Annotated in this window: 19 protein-coding genes and 1 pseudogene; 9 read left to right on the plus strand and 11 right to left on the minus strand. The window is 52.2% G+C overall.

Annotated elements, in window-relative coordinates; translation table 11 throughout:
- On the minus strand, positions 1-231 hold a 231-nt coding region (locus B157_RS35240), incomplete at its 3' end, for a hypothetical protein (RefSeq protein ID WP_026308703.1).
- 229 nt (positions 232-460) lie between these two features.
- Here B157_RS35240 and B157_RS0112755 point away from each other — a divergent pair.
- The 7 genes from B157_RS0112755 to B157_RS0112785 all read left to right on the plus strand — a co-directional run bounded on the left by B157_RS0112755 (position 461) and on the right by B157_RS0112785 (position 8,570).
- Complete coding sequence (locus B157_RS0112755) at positions 461-892, plus strand: MarR family winged helix-turn-helix transcriptional regulator (RefSeq protein ID WP_020603712.1); 432 nt, start codon at positions 461-463, stop codon at positions 890-892.
- Between the two features lie 2 nt (positions 893-894).
- Entirely contained in the window at positions 895-2,223 is a 1,329-nt protein-coding gene (locus tag B157_RS0112760) for a TolC family protein (protein ID WP_020603713.1), read from the plus strand.
- Positions 2,224-2,352: 129 nt separating this feature from the next.
- Entirely contained in the window at positions 2,353-3,465 is a 1,113-nt protein-coding gene (locus B157_RS0112765; protein WP_020603714.1) for an HlyD family secretion protein, read from the plus strand.
- 122 nt (positions 3,466-3,587) lie between these two features.
- Positions 3,588-5,144 (plus strand): DHA2 family efflux MFS transporter permease subunit, encoded by a 1,557-nt coding sequence (locus B157_RS0112770; protein ID WP_020603715.1) that lies wholly within the window; start codon positions 3,588-3,590, stop codon positions 5,142-5,144.
- 104 nt (positions 5,145-5,248) lie between these two features.
- A complete protein-coding gene (locus tag B157_RS0112775) occupies positions 5,249-6,127 on the plus strand; it encodes an alpha/beta hydrolase (RefSeq protein WP_020603716.1) in 879 nt (292 codons plus the stop codon).
- Positions 6,128-6,138: 11 nt separating this feature from the next.
- Positions 6,139-7,746: a carboxylesterase/lipase family protein gene (locus tag B157_RS0112780; RefSeq protein WP_020603717.1), complete on the plus strand. Its 1,608-nt coding sequence runs from the start codon at positions 6,139-6,141 to the stop codon at positions 7,744-7,746.
- Positions 7,747-7,997: 251 nt separating this feature from the next.
- Entirely contained in the window at positions 7,998-8,570 is a 573-nt protein-coding gene (locus tag B157_RS0112785) for a DJ-1/PfpI family protein (protein ID WP_020603718.1), read from the plus strand.
- A 34-nt stretch (positions 8,571-8,604) separates the two neighbouring features.
- Here the strand turns inward: B157_RS0112785 and B157_RS0112790 are convergent, their stop codons facing one another.
- From B157_RS0112790 to B157_RS0112810, 5 genes and pseudogenes are all read right to left on the minus strand, one after another.
- The gene (locus tag B157_RS0112790; protein ID WP_020603719.1) at positions 8,605-8,904 is read right to left on the minus strand and encodes a winged helix-turn-helix domain-containing protein; all 300 of its coding nucleotides are present in this window, start codon (positions 8,902-8,904) and stop codon (positions 8,605-8,607) included.
- Complete coding sequence (locus B157_RS0112795; protein ID WP_020603720.1) at positions 8,901-9,548, minus strand: hypothetical protein; 648 nt, start codon at positions 9,546-9,548, stop codon at positions 8,901-8,903. The genes B157_RS0112790 and B157_RS0112795 overlap by 4 nt, the downstream gene beginning before the upstream one ends.
- A gap of 3 nt (positions 9,549-9,551) precedes the next feature.
- Positions 9,552-9,953 carry a diacylglycerol kinase family protein gene (locus B157_RS0112800; RefSeq protein ID WP_020603721.1) on the minus strand — a complete coding sequence of 134 codons (402 nt, stop codon included), beginning with the start codon at positions 9,951-9,953 and terminating at the stop codon, positions 9,552-9,554.
- Between the two features lie 91 nt (positions 9,954-10,044).
- Positions 10,045-10,764, minus strand: a complete 720-nt coding sequence (locus tag B157_RS0112805) for a DUF1361 domain-containing protein (RefSeq protein ID WP_020603722.1) — start codon at positions 10,762-10,764, stop codon at positions 10,045-10,047.
- 107 nt (positions 10,765-10,871) lie between these two features.
- Positions 10,872-11,198, minus strand: a pseudogene (locus B157_RS0112810) (endonuclease/exonuclease/phosphatase family protein); the annotation flags it as partial.
- Between the two features lie 565 nt (positions 11,199-11,763).
- Here B157_RS0112810 and B157_RS0112815 point away from each other — a divergent pair.
- Both B157_RS0112815 and B157_RS0112820 read left to right on the plus strand, forming a co-directional pair.
- Positions 11,764-12,135 carry a hypothetical protein gene (locus tag B157_RS0112815; RefSeq protein WP_020603724.1) on the plus strand — a complete coding sequence of 124 codons (372 nt, stop codon included), beginning with the start codon at positions 11,764-11,766 and terminating at the stop codon, positions 12,133-12,135.
- Positions 12,136-12,253: 118 nt separating this feature from the next.
- Positions 12,254-12,568, plus strand: coding sequence for a hypothetical protein (locus B157_RS0112820; protein ID WP_020603725.1), 315 nt, complete (start codon positions 12,254-12,256; stop codon positions 12,566-12,568).
- 198 nt (positions 12,569-12,766) lie between these two features.
- Here the strand turns inward: B157_RS0112820 and B157_RS0112825 are convergent, their stop codons facing one another.
- The 5 genes from B157_RS0112825 to B157_RS0112845 all read right to left on the minus strand — a co-directional run bounded on the left by B157_RS0112825 (position 12,767) and on the right by B157_RS0112845 (position 19,065).
- Positions 12,767-14,065 (minus strand): MFS transporter, encoded by a 1,299-nt coding sequence (locus B157_RS0112825; RefSeq protein WP_020603726.1) that lies wholly within the window; start codon positions 14,063-14,065, stop codon positions 12,767-12,769.
- Between the two features lie 92 nt (positions 14,066-14,157).
- The gene (locus tag B157_RS0112830) at positions 14,158-14,799 is read right to left on the minus strand and encodes a bifunctional 4-hydroxy-2-oxoglutarate aldolase/2-dehydro-3-deoxy-phosphogluconate aldolase (protein WP_020603727.1); all 642 of its coding nucleotides are present in this window, start codon (positions 14,797-14,799) and stop codon (positions 14,158-14,160) included.
- Positions 14,796-15,827 carry a 2-dehydro-3-deoxygalactonokinase gene (locus B157_RS0112835; RefSeq protein WP_020603728.1) on the minus strand — a complete coding sequence of 344 codons (1,032 nt, stop codon included), beginning with the start codon at positions 15,825-15,827 and terminating at the stop codon, positions 14,796-14,798. Before B157_RS0112835 ends, B157_RS0112830 begins: the two co-directional genes overlap by 4 nt.
- 11 nt (positions 15,828-15,838) lie before the next feature.
- On the minus strand, positions 15,839-18,094 hold the full coding sequence (locus tag B157_RS0112840; protein ID WP_020603729.1) for an outer membrane protein assembly factor BamB family protein: 2,256 nt from the start codon (positions 18,092-18,094) through the stop codon (positions 15,839-15,841).
- The gene (locus B157_RS0112845; protein ID WP_020603730.1) at positions 18,091-19,065 is read right to left on the minus strand and encodes a hypothetical protein; all 975 of its coding nucleotides are present in this window, start codon (positions 19,063-19,065) and stop codon (positions 18,091-18,093) included. Before B157_RS0112845 ends, B157_RS0112840 begins: the two co-directional genes overlap by 4 nt.
- Positions 19,066-19,122: the final 57 nt, after the last annotated feature.

The following is a 19,122-nucleotide window of genomic DNA, read 5'->3' on the forward strand; positions in this document are numbered from 1 at the left end:
ATCGTAGGATAAGCCATTTTTCAGCTGAAACAGGATGAAAAACAGGCAGTCCGGGTAAGTAGCTAGCTTGAGTTCTACCTCAATATTATCGGCTAACTCGTTGATGGAGAGTCCATGAATAAACTCATAGGATTCGCCAAAATGGTAAGCCAGCAAGTGAAACTGCTGACTGGTCAAGCCGGTAGTCGCTTTCCACTGGCGGTCATTACAAATATGTTGGTAGCTAAGCATGAATGAGTAACTTAGGTTCAAATCGGCGGGNTCCCTAAAAGACCCTAACTGACTGAAAGTCAACTTACACCAACTCTATTGTATTATTTCAATAGAGAGAATTTTTTGGACTATAAAGAGGTGGTTGGCATGAGGAGCACTTTTCTTACTAAAAGTGAGTGGATTTTTATCGTTTAAACGAAATTTGTTTAAACAAATATTGGTTTTACCTTTGCCAGCCAACAACGACATGGAACAGCCACTCATCAATGAATATCATCGGTTGATTAAGAATATCCATAGGACGGATGGGTACATCTTCAACTATTTTGGACAAAAGCTAGCCCCGTTCGATTTGTCGGTGCAGCAGTATATACTGCTGCGTCGTCTGTCTGAAGCGTATCCGGGCAGCCTTACTGCCGGGGAGTTGAAAGAGAAAATGACCGATATAAACTCCGATATAACCCGGCTGACCGACCGGCTGGTAGCCAAAAATCTATTGGTCCGGGAAGTAGATCCGCAGAATCGCCGGAAGGTCAACCTGCGACTGACGGAGGAGTCCTATACGTTCGTGGAAACGGTGGCGGCTGACTTCAAAAATTTTGAATCCATCGTCAGTCATCTGACCGACGATGAAGTAAGCATCCTGAATACACTCCTTGAAAAAATTAGAAATCAGTGAAAATGAAAAAGTATGTGATAGGAGCCAGCGTATGGCTGTTGGGTCTGGCGGTTGGAATCGCTCAGCCCGCTCCAGCCCCGCTACCGCTGAACCAGGCCATTCAACTGGCTTTGCAGAATAATAAGGGAATTAAACTGGCCGACTCCCGTACGCAGGCGGCTGAATCGCGTTTGCAGGAAACCAAAGACCGGAGTCTTCCGCAGGCCAGTGCCTCGCTTGCCTATTCCCGCTATAGCCTGACCGGCCCGTTTTCCCTGGGCCAGAATAGTGATGGTAAACCACTGCTCTCGATTTCGGCGGGTGCCTTTAATGCCACCATCGGAGGAGCTACCATCAGCAAAGAAATATTTGGTGGGTTTGCCGAAAAGTCGGCGGAATTATCGGCTGATTTACTGGCTAAAGCGAGCCATCTGGACGCCCAGCGGAACCGGTCGGAGTTGGTCTATACGGTTACTGACGCCTACTACAACATCGTTAAACTGCTGCGTTCTACCCGTGTTATCGACCAGAGTATTACTCAGTTCGACGAGAAAGAACGGGAAGCGCAGAATCTGCTGAAAGAAGGCGTTGTGACCGCGAACGAAGTACTGAAGATTCAGTTGCAGAAAAATAACCTTAAACTGAGTCGTCTCCAGGTGGAGAAAGCGCGTCAGACAGCGCTGTATAACTTTAACCTGCTGATTGGTCTTCCGGAAGGGCAGGAAGTAGCGGTTGATACCGTGCTGGCGAATCCGGTTACCGTGGCCGAACCGCTCAGCAGCTTTATGACGCAGGCCATTCAAGGTCGCCCCGAAGTGCAGGCGAACGCCCTGCGCGAGCAATCGGCGGTGGCTATGTTGCGGAATACCAAAAGTGTGATGTATCCGCACCTGGGGGTAACACTGGGCTACAACTACATCAATCCATCCGCCCACCTGATTCCCGAAGCTAATTCGTTCGTGAGTGCCTGGAATCTGGGTGCCGGACTGTCCTACAATATCGGCTCGCTCTACAACATGAAGGGAAAGTTGCACAGTGCCCAGAACGCTATCGATCAGGCAAGTTTGCAAAGCCAGCAACAAACCGACCAGATTCGGAGCGAGGTGGTAACGGCTTACAACAATTACCAACTGGCCCTGGAGCAGCAAAATGTGATTGGTACCGCTGTGGGGCAGGCACAGGAAAACTACCGCCTGACAGAATCCCGCTTTCGGAATGGCCTGGTTGGATCGACCGATCTGCTGGAAGCCAACAGCTTTCTGCTACAGGCGCAACTCAATGTAATCAACGCAACCGTCAATGCGCAACTGGCCTACCAGCGCCTGTTGAAAGCGACTGGAAATAACCTGTAATTCATTGTCATTTCTGGTCATTAGTTGTCACTTGGTTGTCATTTACTGGCTCTACCAGTGGTAATAAATAACAACTCAATGACCGCGAAGCAATGACTAAAAATGACTAGCAATAACTTCTTTTAAAAAATGGATAAGAAAATAGTATTTCGGGTAGGGGGCGTCGTTGTGCTGGCTATGGCGCTCTTTTTTGGCTACAGCGAGTTTCGTTACCTGCAACGGCACGAAACCACCGACGATGCACAGATTGACGGCGATGTGAACCCGGTTATTCCAAAAGCCGGTGGGTATGTGAAGGCGATTCGCTTCAAAGACAATCAGTTCGTGAAGGCGGGTGATACGCTAGTAGTGCTGGATGATGCGGATTACCGCATTCGGGTAGCGCAGGCCGAAGCCGCTCTGCAAAGTGCCATGGCTGCTGCCGGGGTATCCCGGTCGCAGGTGAACGTGGCCGATGCTACCATTCAAAGTTCACAGGCCAGCGTACAAACGGCTCGTAACCAGGTGGCTACGGCGCAGGCGAACGTAGCCGCTGCCCAGGCCCGCGCCCGCAAGGCTACGCAGGATTTTGAACGCTATGGTCGGTTACTGGCCGAAAAAACTGTTCCTCAGCAGCAGTTCGATGCCGCACAGGCCGAGCGTGATGCAGCTCAGGCGCAGCTACAGGCCGCCCAGGCGCAACTGCAAACGGCGCAGTCGCAGGTGAGTGCCGCCGGTACGCAAACGGGGGTGACCAGTTCGCAACGCCGGGCAACCGAAGGCCAGATTTCCGTAGCGCAGGCCGCCATCAAACAGCGTCAGGCCGACCTGGATATGGCCGAACTGCAACTGTCCTACACGGTGGTGAAGGCACCGATTTCTGGTGTTGTTTCCAAGCGGGCCGTGCAGATTGGTCAACTGGTTCAGCCGGGTCAGGCACTGTGCTCGGTAGTGGGCAACTCAACCCTGTGGGTGACGGCTAACTTTAAAGAAACGCAGTTGCAGCAGATGAAACCCGGCCAGATGGTTGATGTGGATGTAGACGCGTTTGAAGGCGAGAAACTGGTTGGACACGTGGGGTCATTTGCCGGTGCAACGGGTGCCAAATTCACCCTGTTGCCCCCCGATAACGCCACGGGTAACTACGTGAAAGTAGTGCAGCGGATTCCGGTTCGGATTGACCTGGACAAAAGCAGTCCGCTCTACGCCAGACTTCGCCCCGGCATGAGCGCGACGGTAGCAGTAGATTTGCAGAAAAATTAAAGAGTCATTAGTCGTCATTAGCTTGTCATTTACCAGCCATTGGTCGCTCCTGTGCACAATGACCAGAAATGACAACGAGTGACTATAAATGACAACGAATGACTATAAATGACTAGTTAGTTATGAAGTTAGGTTTTGATAAGTGGGTCGTCGTGATAACCGTCACGACGGCCGCTCTGCTGCAAACCATCGACTCGTCCATCGTGAACGTGACGCTGAACCAGATGATGGGAAATCTGGGAGCATCGCTGGGCGATATTAGCTGGGTCGTTACGGGCTACGCAGCCGCCAGTGCCGTAATGATTACGATGTCGGGCTGGCTGACGGCCAAACTGGGTCGCCGGAATTATTTTGCCGCATCCATCATCCTGTTCACCATCTCGTCGATATTCTGCGGTACATCTACCAATGTGTGGGAACTGGTATTTTTCAGGGTGGTGCAGGGTATTGGTGGGGGAGGGTTGTTAACCACAGCCCAATCCATTCTTATTCAGACGTTTCCGAAGGAAGATCTGGGTATTGCCAATGCTATTTTCGGGATGGGTGTTATCATCGGGCCTTCCATCGGACCTACCCTCGGCGGGTACATCACCGATAATCTGTCGTGGAATTGGGTGTTTTATATCAACATTCCCTTCGGCATTCTGGCTACGTTCCTGACGTATACGTACATTAAGGAGCCTGCCGAAAAAGTGATGGCCGGTAAGATGGACTGGCTCGCGCTGATACTCCTGATCATGGGTATTGGGGGGTTGCAGATTATTCTGGAGAAAGGGCACGAAGAGGACTGGTTCGATTCTACCTTCATCGTCGGCATGTCTATTGCGGCCGTTGTTGGTCTGATCGGTTTTATCTGGCGACAACTGGCTGTCAAAATGCCCATTCTGGATTTGCGTTTATTGAAACAACGTCGGTTTTCGGTTGGTACGCTGTTCAATTTTATTCTGGGCTTTGGGCTGTTTGCATCTGTTTTCATTATCCCCGTTTTCTGTCAGACAATTCTGGGCTTTACGGCCAGCCAGACGGGCTTGCTGCTGATGCCCGGTTCCCTCGCTACGGGCATGATGATGCCCATTGTGGGGGGGCTGCTCAGTAAGAATTATATTTCGCCCATCTGGTATGCCGCCATTGGGTTTCTGATGTTCTTCGGCTTCTGTTTCGATCTGTCGGCCATTAGTCTCGTGGCTGGGCCAGACTATTTCTTCTGGCCACTCATCATCCGGGGCATTGGTATGGGATTGATTTTTATTCCGTTGACAACCATTACGTTATCGGATTTGAAGACCGTCGAGATTCCGCAGGGTTCGGCGCTTACCAACATGATCCGTCAGTTAGGCGGTACGTTCGGAACGGCTATTATGACGACGTATATCTCCACCCGTACCATGTTTCATGCTTCTCGGTTGGGAGACAACATCTCACTATACAACCCGCTCTCGGCCGAACGGATTCGCCAGTATACCAGTCTGTTTTTGTCGAAAGGGGATGCCCTGGTGACGGCTACCAGCAAAGCGTACGGCGTGATGCAGGGAGCCGTTATCAAACAGGCACTGGTCATGACCTATGCCGATGCGTTCCTGGTTATTGGAGCGTTTTTCCTGGTCTGTGTACCGCTTCTATTACTATTTATCGGTAAGAAGATTGAAGCGCCAGCTCATACCGAAATGGTAATGGAATAAATGAGCACCAGCCAGCAGTGCCTGAAAAAGCTGATCCGAACAAGATCAGCTTTTTTTGTGCCGTTTTGATTAAGATTACGCCTTCGTCAGCTTTACCAGTTACTATGCAATCCATTTACCTGTCTGTCTATCTTGTTTTATCATTTATCTCCCTGTCAGCCTTCGGGGCTAAAGTCGACACGATTGACGTACCGAGCACCCGTATGAACCGCACGCTGCGGGTGGCTGTCGTGCTGCCGGAAACTTACCGAAAAGTACGAAAAAGGTCGTTTCCCGTGCTTTACCTGCTGCACGGCGGTTCTGGTAGTTTCCGGGACTGGCTGACCAAAACACCCGATAAAACCCTATTGCAGGGGCTGGCCGACCAGTATAATATCATTATCGTGACACCCGACGGCGACCCGACCAGCTACTACTTCGACAGTCCCCAGAGTAAAACCAGCCAGTTTGAAACGTTCATCGCTAAGGAACTCATCGATAAAATCGATAACGTATATCGGACCGTCCGCGACCGTAAAGGCCGAATCATTGCGGGTCTATCAATGGGTGGGCATGGGGCGATGTTTATCTCCTCCCGCCACCCCGACCTGTACGCGGCTGCTGGCAGCATGAGCGGGGTCATGAACATTAACACCGCCACCTGGAAAGTGCCTGCCGATTTTGCCAAATCACGCGCGGAGAATTTTGCTAAATTGCTGGGGCCAGCCGCTCCCGGCAATGCACCCTATCCCGGCTATACGATGGTTACCCTTGCTGATAAACTCAAGGCCAATGGCCTGCCGTTGATTTTTGATATTGGTGTGGATGACTTTCTGATTGACGGAAACCGGGATTTGCACCGGCAACTGGTGGAAAACAAAACCCCGCACGACTACACCGAACGGCCCGGTGCCCACACCTGGGAGTACTGGCAAAACGCATTGCCGTATCAGATGCTGTTTTTCAGCAAAATCCTGAAAGCAAACGGCATAACGATTCCTTAATCAGTCTATCTATGAAAAAAGCAAGGGTATTTGTGGGCCTCGTGGCCATTGGGTTGACTGGCTTTATGGCCTTTGTCCCCGTTAGTGACGAGCCGACTGTGGTTACCGTGACCGGCGGGCAAATAGCGGGTACTGTCAGCAAAGACGGTGCTGTACGGAGTTTTAAGGGTATTCCTTTCGCGGCACCGCCCGTTGGTACTTTACGCTGGAAAGCACCACAGCCGGTCAAACCCTGGCAGGGCGTTCGGAAAGGCGACCAGTTTGGGCCAAGTCCCATGCAGGGCACCCCCGCTCCGTTCGGGCCATGGAGTGCCGAGTATCTGATTCCTAAAGAGCCAATTAGCGAAGACTGCCTGTACCTGAACGTGTGGACCGGGGCAAAATCGGCTAATGAAAAACGGCCGCAGGAGCGCCTGCCACAGGAGCGCCTGCCGGTACTCGTCTGGATATACGGCGGAGGGTTCAACAGCGGGGGCAGTGGTGTCCCGCTGTACGACGGCGAAGCCACGGCAAAAAAGGGAGTTGTGTTTGTCAGTGCGAACTACCGCGTGGGGCCATTCGGCTTCCTGGCACTCCCGGAACTGACGAAGGAATCGGGTCACAACGCATCGGGAAATTATGGCCTCATGGACCAGATAGCCGCCCTGCAATGGGTGAAGCAAAATATTGCCCAGTTCGGTGGCGACCCCAACAACGTAACTATTGCCGGGCAGTCGGCGGGGTCGATGGCGGTGAACTGCCTGGTGGCATCGCCATTAGCTAAAAACCTGTTCGGAAAAGCCATTGCCGAAAGCGGAGCCGGTTTTGCCCGTCCGTACCCAACCTTACAGCAGGCGGAGGAAGCCGGTCTGAAAACCATGCAGTCGATAGGGGCCTCATCGCTGGCGGACTTACGCGCCCTGCCTGCCGACGAAATTCTGAAAAAAGGGCAGGGGGGGCGGGGCCCTATCATTGATGGCTACGTGCTGCCGCAGTCCATTGCCGCTATTTTTGCCGCTGACAAACAGAACGATGTAGCCTTACTGACCGGCTGGAACGAAGACGAAGGCATGTCGTTTGGTCCGGCGAAAAAGGCGGACGAGTACCGCAAACAGATGGAGCAGCAGTACGGAGCCAATGCGCCGGATTTCCTGACCCATTACCCCGGCACGACGGATACCGAAGCGGCCCGGTCGCAGCTAAACCTGTCGCGGGACATGATTTTTGGGGTTCAGAACTACGCCTGGGCTAACGTCCAGAGTAAGCAGGGCAAGCCGGTGTACGTGTACCGCTTTACCCGCAAGTTACCCGCTACCGGCGAATACGCCCGCTACGGGGCTTTCCACACGGGCGAGGTGGCCTACGCCTACGACAACCTGACGTTTATTGACCGCAAGCTCCGGCCACTGGAACCGAAAGACGACCAGCTGGCTAAAACCATTTCGACATATTGGGTTAACTTTATGAAAGGCGGTAACCCCAACGGCAAAGGCTTACCCCCGTGGCCTGCCTATTCCACCAAAGACAAACGGGTGATGATGCTGGGCGATGACGTGCAGGCCCAATCCCTCCCCGATGCCGCTTCGCTTGATTTTCTTTATGGACAGATGAGCAGAAGCCAGTCCGCCCGAACGAACTAAGACGCTGTTTGAGTTAATCGCTTTGGCCTGAAAACTCGTCTTTTTCCTTTTGATTTGACCGAAACGGAGTAATTTCTATAAGTCAAGCAAGCACATTGATCTATTTTTCGTCATAATTCCGGTATTCCCGAGCACAAATGAAAATGCGTAAGACCAGTTTGTTGCGACGTATTCCCGAATAGGCTAGCAAAGAGTTGAAGGTTACCCGGTAAACATTTATATTACACACCCTAGTCTAAACGCTTACATTCATGAACCGCAAAATAGTAATCGTCACCGGTGATGGTGGCGAAAGTTACGAAACCCTCTATGCCGTTCACCGCTTTCAGGAAGAAGGTGATACGGCTGTGATTGCTGCCCCCAGCAAACGCCGGCTCAATCTGGTGATGCATGATTTTGAGCCTGGCTGGGATACATACATAGAACGCCCCGGTTACTGTCTGACCTCGGACCTGACGATACAGGACGTGGTGGCAGACGAGTACGATGCTATTCTGTTGCTGGGCGGTCGTGCCCCCGAGTACCTGCGAAACCACGCTGCCTTGCTGGAGGTAGTCCGCGAGTTCGACCGGCAGGGTAAGTGGGTTTTTGCCATTTGCCACGGCATCCAGATTCTGGTCACTGCTGGTTTGGCCAACGGTCGCAACCTGACGGCCTACGAACACGTGCGCACTGAAATTGAAATGGGCGGTGGCACGTATTCTACCCAGGAAGCTATCCGAGATCGGAATATAGTGACGGGCCAGACCTGGCAATCGCATCCCGAATTTTATCGGGAAGTGTTTGCCTGCCTCAGAGAAGCGGAACTGGTGGAGAACAGGTAAATAGTAGAAGCAGCCCTACGGGTTCATGCGGGCTTTACATGGTCCGGATGAACTCTTCCAGGGCACTCAGATGGTCGGTGAAGGCCTGCTGACCCGGTTGGGTGGCCGAGTAGGTCGTGTTGGGTTTTCGCCCGATAAACTGCTTCTGCACCGCTACATAGCCCGACTCTTCCAATGCCCGCAGGTGCGTGGCCAGGTTACCGTCGGTCAGGCCAAGCAGTTCTTTCAGGGCGTTGAAACTCATAGAGTCGTTGACCACCAGAACCGACATGATACCGAGCCGTGCCTTACTCTCAAAGGCTTTGTTGAACTGCGCCAGCAAATCGTTCTTCATGCCGTAGTCCGTTCGTATTTGTAGTACATGGTTAGCCCATAAACGATGTGTAGCACACCAAATCCAATAGCCCAGGTGAGAAGGTTATAACCCGGCCAGAATAAAGAAATCAGCCCCAGCACAATTTCGCAATAGGCCAGTGACTCCACGTCGCGCAGGGTATATTTACTCCCGTTGAGCAGGGCCAGTCCATAAAAAATAAGCGTGGCCGGAAAGGCGAGCCAAATCAGGTTGTAATGTAGCAGCGCTAGGCAAAATACGCCCCCCGTGGCCAGCGGAACGGTCATAGCCCACAGGAGCCGTCTGGATGATTGGTTCCAGACGCCAAGTCCTTGCCGCCGGGCTTTACGTACCGTGAAATAGGTGCCGGCCAGCAGGGCCAGAACGAGTACAATTACGGCCACAGTGACCAGAAACGGCTGTATGTCCTGCTGATTTGTTCCTCTGTAAATAGCTTCTGGATCAGCATGCAGAATCGTAAACAAACCGGTTCGGAGTCGCGTGTACACAACGGCAGCTCCGCCCAGCGCAATCAGGCCCGCCGATACGCCGGATAAGCCACTCAGTGACAGGAATTTTGAAGAGCGCTCCATCAGGCTGCGGATTTCCGTCAGCGTTTGCAGGTGTTCGCGGGATTCGTACATAATCTACTGGGGAATGAGCGAATGAGTGAATGAGTGAATAAAGGGAAAATCGAGCAGGTGTCCGCCGAGGATAATCAGGCCGACCATGACCGCAACGATAGCCAGTATCAATACGGCCCCCGATGCCATATCCTTGATGGCTTTAATTTGCGGGTGAATGCCCGGCGAAACAAAATCGCATAGTTTTTCCAGGGCGGTATTGAACGCTTCGGCGGCCCAGACCAGCCCAACCTGCGTTAGAATAATGGCCCATTCCAACCGACTGATCTGTAAATAGAAACCAGCTACTAGTACCAGAACTGCTATTAGCAGATGGACTCTGGCGTTATTCTCGAAACGGAACAAATCCAGAATACCCTGCCCGGCAAACCGGAAACTACGCCCTACTTTTCGGAAATCAATCATCTGGCAAACATACTATGGACCTGCTTATGGTTTATTTTTGAAACCTTATTTTGTATCCCGGACGTGGACGTCCAGGATAGAGGCAACTGATTTACAGGGGCGATTTTGTATCGGGCGTGCGTTCATTTTCGACGTACCAGTAAAATGCCACATACAGTACCAGCAGCACAAAGCCGTAGGCCAGGGTTAGTTTTATGCTCAAATGGTCGTGGTAAGTACGCGCAATGGCCGATGCCAGCGCGGAAGGACTGGTAATGATATCCCAGCTGTTCCAGCGGCCCATGCGCCCCAGATAAATTCCAAACCCTGACAAAAACTGACTGATAACCAGCAAACCCCAGGTACGCCACCGGCCAACCAGTGGTCGAATCATCCGGTGTACAATCAGAATAGAATACAGGCCGGTTAGCAGCCCCGTCAGCGCAAACAGGAAGATGGTCATGGTATCAAACCACAGCAACGGACTGTCAACGTGCCTGATGTGATATAAATCGGTGATGATATAAGGGGCGTTGGGCAGAAATACGAGCCAGAGGAGCAGCCCGGCACCCAGCAGCCATCGGTTCTGTAAACCGGCCGGTGCATTGCTGGCTGCCCGTAAGTCGCGGAGTACCAGCACAACACCCAAAGGGAACCACGCCAGCGTCAGGTTCCAGGTCAACATAATGAAAAACCACCAGTTTCCCGTCAACAGCCCCCGCGTGGTTACTAACGTTAATCCGGCAACGGTCAACAGAATCAGCGCGTGTAGCCCTCGGCCAGACTGACCACCACGGGGTACTGTATAAGCGGGCTTTATAAATAATTCCATGATTAAAAGTACTTTGTTTTGCAAAGTAAGCACACGAATAGGATACCAGTCAATAGACAGGCAAAACTATTTTTTTCCGACTTCGGTATTGGTCGGTTAGCCGGGTTTCAGTTCAACACGGGTTTCGTCATTACCGGCTGATGGTCGGAGGGGTACCGCTGGTCTTTGGCGTCGGTCAGTATACCGTATTTCAGCATGTTGAATGGCTTGCTGAGAAAAATGTAGTCGATGCGCTTATCCATCGGGGCATCAAATTTAAACGAATTGAACGTGCCTTGCGGGCCGTGGGGTGGTGTTTTGGTGACGGTGTGGGCATCCCGAAACAGCGTTTGGATGGGCTGGATTTGCCCGGTTTCGGGGGTAGAGTTGAAACCGCCGGTGAGAATGGCAGGCGCATCGTCGGCGATTTCCTTACTCTTTGCCACCATCACCCTTATTTAGCGAAGATTGTCGCTACCGACAATCATGGGGGTGGCAGTTTGGGCAATGCTGGTTTGGGTTATGAGCAGGTTGCCCGGCAAAGGAGTCAGCAGAAAGCGCAAAGGATCGGGTGGTATAAGGTCAGGATACGGTCATCTAGCCAAAACAGACGATGGCAGCACCGTTGGGCATTCTTACCGTTTTGGCAATTGCCTGGGGCTATTTTCTCATACGCTGCAACTATAATGAATGCAATAAAATAGATGACTTATTGAACTTGATAAAGTTCAAATAATTAGAGTTCGTGCCTTTTTTAGTAGGAAAAAATTATAAAAAGTTCCTAAAAATAGTACTTTTTATATAAGATGCTTGAATGATTAGTTGAAATTTACTTAGTTTAGTTATATTTCTGTAGCTCGCTCAAACTAATTGATTGCTTCGGCCGTTTTCTTATCAAACAGCCAATGACCGGGCAACGGAATCAACCGATAGCGCGTAGTTGGCAGAGACTGTTTCAGCGTTATCCTGCTCTTTATGAAGGAATGCGCTGAAGCACGGATAACAAACAACTTGAAAGCAATGAAACGTACAAACACATATATAAACCAGTTCACTTCATTGAATCAGCGGACCTCACTCCGCGAACGGGTTTCTTCATTTGTCGAACAGCACGCCGGGGTATTTCACGCCCTAACTCGTCATGGACTTCCTTATGGCGGCAACTGGATGCCTGCCGCTCAGCCGGATTCGTTCCAACCAGTGGAACTAACCGCCGAAACAATGATTAAGGTCGAACAGGAACTGGATGACATTATCCTGCGACTCTCCCAGCTAAGCAACAACCTTGGCCAGTCTGCGGGCTCAACGCAAAGTCAGGCCGGTAACCGGTTGGCCGGTCGAACCAACGAAATCGGTATCGACCGGTTTCGTGCGCTACAGTTTGAGGCATAACGCTTCACTTAACGTACATCAGTACAGGCCAGCTTTTAGCGGACGAACGCTTTGTTCCGCTGGTCGCACACACCCGAAAAAAAGAGAGCACAGTCATACTCACTTACTCATTATCACCATGAATCGTTTTTCAGTTTTATACCTGCTCAAAGAGCGGCATCAGCATATTAGTTGTCAAACCCTTGCTGAGGCCCAGTCTGTTTTGCAAACTATTTCAACCAGTAAAGGGCGGATTTCCGTTGGTATTTACGATGCCAAAACGGAGTTGTTTGACTGGGAGCCAGACCGTAAACAGGGACATTATACGGAAACTGGCATCAGTGAGCCGGGCAATGTCGATGAGCAGATCATTACCATTGCTCAGGCTCTTCGTCGGCGGGATGCCAGTTGGCAAGCGCAGAAGAGTTTACCCAGGCCCAGTTTTTTTGCCTGATGTAAGGCCTTGATTAACCGGTTTTGTATTTGCCCTGTCAATTCGACCAAAGGAGAAATTCGCAATGAGGCCCTATCAAGCTTGACAAATGCGCATTATTGGGATTTTTCCTTTGGTCAAAAGGACAGAAATTTGGGAATTTTCACTGGAGTAACGTGAATACGGAGTTAGTTTTTGCCCTATGTGGGGCTAAACAGCTTACGTAACCACTGGCCGATCCCGGCGTGTCAGGCTGTGTATGAGTAGCCAGGCCGTTAGGTAGGTGCAGCCGCAGATGGTGAACAGCACGTTGTAGCCACCGGTCAGATTGCCGACAGCCTTGTAGTTATCGAGTAATGTTCCAACCAACAAGGGAAAGAAAATACCGCCAACAGAGCCCGCCATGCCGGCAATTCCTACTACCGAACTGACCGTTTGCCGGGGAAACAAATCGGAGGCTAGGGTGAAAATATTCGTGGCCCACGCCTGGTGCAGGGCTACGGCCAGGCTAATCAGGCCCACGGCTACCCATACGTCCGTGACAAATTGAATGCTGATGACCGAAATTTCCAGCAGGGCAATGCCGAGCAATACCGTTTTGCGGGCTCGCAGCACCCGCCAGCCCCGCCGGATCAATTGCGAGGATAGGTAACCCCCGCCAATACTGCCTACGGTGGTGGCCAGGTAGATCAGCATTAGTTCCAGACTCGGCTTTTTCAGGTCAAGGTTAAAGGTCGACGAAAAATACGAGGGTAACCAGAACAGAAAAAACCAGTAAATGGGGTCGATAAGGCCCTTGCCCACGATTAACGCCCAGGTTTGCGGGTACCGAAAGAGATGGGTCCAGCGAACGGTGGCCCCCGATTCAACCAGATCACGACCAGCGGTAATGTACGCGCGTTCGGCGGCACTAAGCCGCTTTTGGCGGGCCGGGACATCGTAAAAGATGATCCAGAAAATAAGCCATACGAAGCCGAGCGCCCCCGTAATCCAGAACACTTCCTGCCACCCGTAATGGCTTAAAATCCAGGGCACAATGAGCAGAGCGACCACCACGCCCACACTGGTACCGGCGTTGAACAGCCCCGTTGCCAGCGCCCGCTCTTTTTGCGGAAACCATTCGGCCACGGTTTTTACCGCTGCCGGGTAGTTACCGGCCTCCCCCAAACCCAGCCCCACGCGGGCTACGGCAAACCCAAAAGCCGACCGGGCCAGCGCGTGCAGCATACCCGCCACACTCCACCAGACAATCGTGACGGCGTACCCAATCTTGGTGCCTACTTTATCCACAAACCAGCCCATGGCCAGCAAGCCCACGGCGTAAGCCGCCGTAAAGGCAATAACGATCCGGGCAAAGTCGCTTTCCGTCCAGCTAAACTCAATTTCCAGCAGGGGTTTGAGCAACCCGATAATCTGCCGGTCGAGGTAGTTGATGGTGGTGGCGGTAAACAAGAGCACCACAATACCCCAGCGGTAGATGCCGGTGGTGGTGGTTTTAGGGGGCCGTGAGGTGGTCATGCAGCGGTTAGGGTTTAGGGTCGTTTTGTCTGTTTTTCTATCATCCCAGGCCGTCCGGCCCGGAAGGAAAAGAGTACTGCATGGTAAATGAATTACCTGGCAGGTATTTTTTTTACAAAGGCTGAAAAATGATGTGTCAATGCATCCCAGTTTTTTTCATCAATCAACGTTTTATTAAACAGATGGCTTCCTATCCCGAAACCACTGGCACCAGCTTCTAAAAAATCGCCCATGTTTTGTAGCGTAATACCACCAGTTGGGAGTAGTTTAATCTGATTCAGGGGCGCTTTTATATCCCGAATATAGCCGGGACCGAGCTGAGTAGTTGGGAATACTTTTACCATACTCGCTCCCAGCGACCAGGCTTTGTAAATTTCGGAAGGAGTAAAGGCACCGGGGAAAATAGGGATGCCTTTTTTTACGCAGGTTTTTAGTACTTTTTTGTTGATAACCGGCGTAACAATAAACTGCGCCCCGGCAGTTAAGGCCAGTTCTAAATCGGCTTCGGAGCAGACGGTGCCCGCGCCAACGTTCAGCGTGTCGGGGTACTGCTTGCGGGCCTCCCTGATCATGGTTTCGGCATCGGGAGTGTTCATGGTTATCTCAACGGTGGTTAGCCCCGCTGCCTGATAAACTGGTAGTATCTGGCTAACAGCTACTACCGAAATATGCCGGATTATGCCCACAATGGGGATTTTGTTAAATAAAGGCCATGAGAAGGCAGAATCACTCATTCTGTAGGTTGTTTGATAAGTTGGTACTGAAACAGGAGTAGTTGCCCCATACTGGCCGCCCGGTCAACCAGGTCGGCGGGGGCGGTGTAGGTACGGTGCGCAAGCTGCAATTCGCTAATGGCGAGTTCGTACAGGGATGACAAATTACTGCCCCCGCACAAAATGAGCGGGGCTTCGCTGGTCGATTGAAGCTGGTTTAGCTCAGTGCCAATCAACAGGCCACTCAGGTAAAAGGAATTTTCTTCCTTGCTGATTTTATCAAATAACTGATTGGTTCTGACGCTGAACAACGTATTCAGGATATTCGATGATATTGATTGATGAACTCCTTTTTGAAATGCTTTAATAGCTGTATCCGGTAAATCAGCATAAGCGAAATAATCAACTGAATCTTTCAAAATACTATGCCGACGCATTACATCGAAAATCTCACCAGTCATGTACGTGTCAAAATGGATTAACTTTTCATGCTGAATGTATAAATGTTTGGAGTGCGTTCCCGGAAAAATGCAGAGCGCATCCTGACTAGTATGACCCGATAACGCAAGCAATTTCATCAGACCGATAAGCTGCGTCTCCTCGCCCCGCATCACGTCCTGTTCACTGCGAACGCCCGAAATAAGAAATAAATCGTGTCGAAAATCGGGGTTGCTTTCGAATCGTTGAATACTGGCATGACTTCCGTCGGTGGGGAACGGCAGGGTGGCATACGGCACTTCGGCCATGCCGATAGACGACGAAGCCATGCCCGATACCATCACCGGCACATCCGTCAGGGTGACCGATAACTGCGTTTCCAGGCGGCTGATATGCTTTTGCAATACCTGCCTGAAAAAATCTTCCCGTGAAAGACCCTGCTCCCGGGCCGCACTTTTCCAGTCATCGAACATAGCCGATATACCCGTATCTGCCCGTACTTCGCCCGTGCAGACGTGCGTGGTTATGTTCATAAGCTGCAACCGGAACGATGACGTTCCCCAGTCGCAGCACAGCAGGTGGTTTTTCATCCGGTTTTCAGGGGATTGCATTGTTTTAACTGTCAGTTGATGGATGATGAAGGAAGCGCGAACGCTACATACGAGCCCCCGGATTTTAGCCCGTATCGGGTGCCTCCGCAGGCAATAGCTACATACTGTTTTCCGGCAACGCTGTATGTAATGGGCGTAGCAAAGCCTCCGGCAGGCAGTTTTTGTTCCCAGATTACTTTACCCGTTTTCCGGTCGAACGCGCGCAGTTTCTGATCGTAAGTAGCAGCAATGAACAGAAGCCCGCCCGCCGTAACAAGCGGCCCGCCGTGATTTTCGGTACCGGTCTGGGTTAAGCCTTGTTTCACCAATTCCGGGTATTCACCCAGGGGTACTTGCCAGCGGTACTCGCCCGTATTGAGGTCGATGGCGTTGAGCGTGCCCCAGGGCGGTTTTATGGCTGGATAGCCGTCCTGATCCCGAAACTGGATATTGCCGTTGTTCAGGTATGGCGAAACATACGGAAAATCGGCGTTTGGTGCGGTGGCAAGGGCATTTGTTGCCTGGTGCATATCGGCAGATGATGGGGTGGCAGGTTCAGTATGCAACAGGAAATTGACGATGGCTTCGCGGTCATCTTTAGGAAGATGGCTAAAGGAAGGCATCCGTCCCCGTCCCGTCGTCAGCAGGGCGTTAATCTGGCTTCGGTCCAGGCGGTTGCCCACATTGGCCAGATTCGGATACGCCTGATTGGTGCTGGCAACGGTAGTCTCTTTCGTGTTGATGGCGTGGCAGGCTGCACAGTTTGTGTTGAACAGTGCAGCGCCCCGGGTGAGGGTTACGCCACCGGGCGATGCCTGCGTGTTCCGCATTTTGAGCCACCACAGCATGTTGTTGCCGTTGACGTAGAAAACCCCCTCCGGGTCGGCAGCGGTGCCACCCCATTCGGCTCCGCCCCCTACGCCAAAAATAAGGGAGCCTTCTTCGCTGGGCGGCAGCCATTTATTGCCCTGTTTACTGTTTTTAAACCGTTCCAGCACATACGCCCGTGCTTCGGGCGTGCGGTTGGTGATGGTTCCCTCGTCGAGGTGCTGCAAGGCGAACGGGGCCGGTTTGGTCGGTACGGGTTGCGTGGGCCAGGGCTTTTCGCCGGGCAGGGCAGGGGAGGTGGGCGCAGCCATTTCGCGAATTGGAAACAGCGGTTTGCCCGTCTCGCGCTCGAAGACAAACACGTATCCATCTTTGGTGGCCTGGGCTACGGCATCGACTTTACGGGGCCGACCGTCGGGACCCTGATGCGTTACGGTCAGCAGGTTGGGCGGGCAGGGAATATCCCGGTCCCAGAGGTCGTGGTGAACGGTCTGAAAATGCCAGATGCGTTTGCCCGTTTTGGCATCGAGGGCTAAAATACAGTTGGCAAACAGGTTTTTGCCCGCCCGGTCTCCGCCATAAAAATCGACCGAAGGCGAGCCGGTTCCGGTAAAGACGATACCCCGTTTTTCGTCGACCACCATACCGGCCCAGCAGTTGGCTCCGCCAATTTTTTTGTAGGAGTCTTTCATCCAGGTTTCGTAACCGTACTCGCCCGGTAGTGGAATGGTGTGAAAGGTCCAGGCCAGTTTGCCCGTGCGCACGCTGAACGCCCGAATGTTGCCCGGTGGCGCGTCGCCCCCTTCGCTCATGCTGGAACCAACGATAATCAGGTCCTTGTAAATGACGCCCGGTGTCGTATTGCGGATGGATAGGTTACTCACGTCATGACCGAGGGTTTTTGCATCGCCCAGTCCTTCGTGCAAATCCACTTCGCCGTTTTGACCAAAGCTGTTTATCAATTTACCCGTTTGGGCATTCACGGCGTAGAGCGAAGCCCCGGACGAGTACAGAATACGTTTATCCGTGCCGCTGCTCCGGGAGCCGCTGCTCCAGTACGTTACCCCCCGTAGTGGGTGAAAACGGGGTTGTTTGTCCGGATTGGCATACGGGTCAAATGTCCAGCGTTGCCTGCCCGTAGCGGCATCAACGGCAAAGAGTTTATGGCGGGGCGTAGTGCCATATAGTACGCCATCGACCACAATGGGCTGGCACTGAATATCCATACCCCGTTTGGTGGAATCGTTATTCTCGCCCGTGTCAAACGTCCAGGCCAATTGTAAATTTTTAACGGTTTGGGTATTAACCTGCGTTAGGGGTGAATAACGGTTTCCAGCCGCATTACCGCCATAGGTTGGCCAGTCCTGCCGGGCCGGGTCCGGTTTGTGACTTGAAACCAGACCCAAACCACCAATCAATAGGGTAATAGCAACGGAAAATTGGTAAGCAGTACGGTTCATGGAGCAGTAGTCTGGTAAAATTCGTATTTGATTGTCCAGGTCACTTCTTCACCGGGTTTGGCTCTCAGGTGAATGTATGGCTCCGGGCAGGAGGTAGTAGCGCAGGCCCAATACACTAATTTCTCCAGGGGACGGTTGCTGGTGGCGTGTACCCCGGCTCCGGTTTTCAGGTTTTCGATGCGCATGTCATACGAGTCGGCCGTTAGGCCGAAGCCCTGTAATCCCGCGCTGTACACCTGCTCCCGTTCATTCAGGTTGCGGGTGTAGATCAGGGTTTTATCCTGGGTAACAATGGTCGTGCCAAAGCCTTTACCCTGGCCCGTTACGGCAAACGGAAACCGGATGGCTACGGTGGGCCCGGTGGGTTGCTGGTCGATTATCCAGAAGTTATGGTTATAAACACTGGTTTCGATTAGCTTCTGCCCCGTGTTTTTTAGTCGGTGTTCCAGCACGAGTTCGGGCTTGCCCTTCACCAATTTTACGGTTTTGCTGTAGCGGTACCCGTAGCCGCTGGCATCGGTCAGCTCATGCGTAAATGTTACCGCGTCGGTGAACCGTGCCTGCTTCTGCGTTTTCACTGTTCGTTTCCCATAGTCGGCCACGGTATGCACGGTAGCAAAAGCATACGGCTTCTCATCGACTCTCCGCAAAGCCCCCACGCCGATTTTTACGAACGTATCACCGGGTTTGGCTTCGGTAAAGCCCAGCGGGGTAAACTCTTCGGCGGGGCCGTTGATCGCGTCGTGGAAATAAGGGTCGTAGTGTTGAAACCATTGCTCAATGTAACTATGCCCGTTCCAGTCAAGGTTTTTAAACGCCCCGGCCCAGTCGAAGCGGGTACCCCGGTAATACCCCTGCGCGGTATCGGGCAGGTACAGCGTGGTGGTAATCAGGCCGTTGGAAAGCGTGATCTGGGGCGGTTCGGCGGTCGGTTTTTGGCTGGTTAGCAAAAGCAGCCAGATAAGAAGCATTGGAGCCATAACAGTTGTTTTTTCCTTCCAGCGCAGGCCCGGGCCTGCGCTGGAAGG

The organism is Spirosoma spitsbergense DSM 19989, assembly GCF_000374085.1.
In the GTDB taxonomy this organism is placed as follows: Bacteria; Bacteroidota; Bacteroidia; order Cytophagales; family Spirosomataceae; genus Spirosoma; species Spirosoma spitsbergense.

Excerpts from the sequence above, each read along its gene's own strand:
- B157_RS0112755 (WP_020603712.1), top strand. The coding sequence starts at position 461 with ATGGAACAGCCACTCATCAATGAATATCATCGGTTGATTAAGAATATC.
- B157_RS0112760 (WP_020603713.1), top strand. The coding sequence starts at position 895 with ATGAAAAAGTATGTGATAGGAGCCAGCGTATGGCTGTTGGGTCTGGCG.
- B157_RS0112765 (WP_020603714.1), top strand. The coding sequence starts at position 2,353 with ATGGATAAGAAAATAGTATTTCGGGTAGGGGGCGTCGTTGTGCTGGCT.
- B157_RS0112770 (WP_020603715.1), top strand. The coding sequence starts at position 3,588 with ATGAAGTTAGGTTTTGATAAGTGGGTCGTCGTGATAACCGTCACGACG.
- B157_RS0112775 (WP_020603716.1), top strand. The coding sequence starts at position 5,249 with ATGCAATCCATTTACCTGTCTGTCTATCTTGTTTTATCATTTATCTCC.
- B157_RS0112780 (WP_020603717.1), top strand. The coding sequence starts at position 6,139 with ATGAAAAAAGCAAGGGTATTTGTGGGCCTCGTGGCCATTGGGTTGACT.
- B157_RS0112785 (WP_020603718.1), top strand. The coding sequence starts at position 7,998 with ATGAACCGCAAAATAGTAATCGTCACCGGTGATGGTGGCGAAAGTTAC.
- B157_RS0112790 (WP_020603719.1), bottom strand. The coding sequence starts at position 8,904 with ATGAAGAACGATTTGCTGGCGCAGTTCAACAAAGCCTTTGAGAGTAAG.
- B157_RS0112795 (WP_020603720.1), bottom strand. The coding sequence starts at position 9,548 with ATGTACGAATCCCGCGAACACCTGCAAACGCTGACGGAAATCCGCAGC.
- B157_RS0112800 (WP_020603721.1), bottom strand. The coding sequence starts at position 9,953 with ATGATTGATTTCCGAAAAGTAGGGCGTAGTTTCCGGTTTGCCGGGCAG.
- B157_RS0112805 (WP_020603722.1), bottom strand. The coding sequence starts at position 10,764 with ATGGAATTATTTATAAAGCCCGCTTATACAGTACCCCGTGGTGGTCAG.
- B157_RS0112815 (WP_020603724.1), top strand. The coding sequence starts at position 11,764 with ATGAAACGTACAAACACATATATAAACCAGTTCACTTCATTGAATCAG.
- B157_RS0112820 (WP_020603725.1), top strand. The coding sequence starts at position 12,254 with ATGAATCGTTTTTCAGTTTTATACCTGCTCAAAGAGCGGCATCAGCAT.
- B157_RS0112825 (WP_020603726.1), bottom strand. The coding sequence starts at position 14,065 with ATGACCACCTCACGGCCCCCTAAAACCACCACCACCGGCATCTACCGC.
- B157_RS0112830 (WP_020603727.1), bottom strand. The coding sequence starts at position 14,799 with ATGAGTGATTCTGCCTTCTCATGGCCTTTATTTAACAAAATCCCCATT.
- B157_RS0112835 (WP_020603728.1), bottom strand. The coding sequence starts at position 15,827 with ATGCAATCCCCTGAAAACCGGATGAAAAACCACCTGCTGTGCTGCGAC.
- B157_RS0112840 (WP_020603729.1), bottom strand. The coding sequence starts at position 18,094 with ATGAACCGTACTGCTTACCAATTTTCCGTTGCTATTACCCTATTGATT.
- B157_RS0112845 (WP_020603730.1), bottom strand. The coding sequence starts at position 19,065 with ATGCTTCTTATCTGGCTGCTTTTGCTAACCAGCCAAAAACCGACCGCC.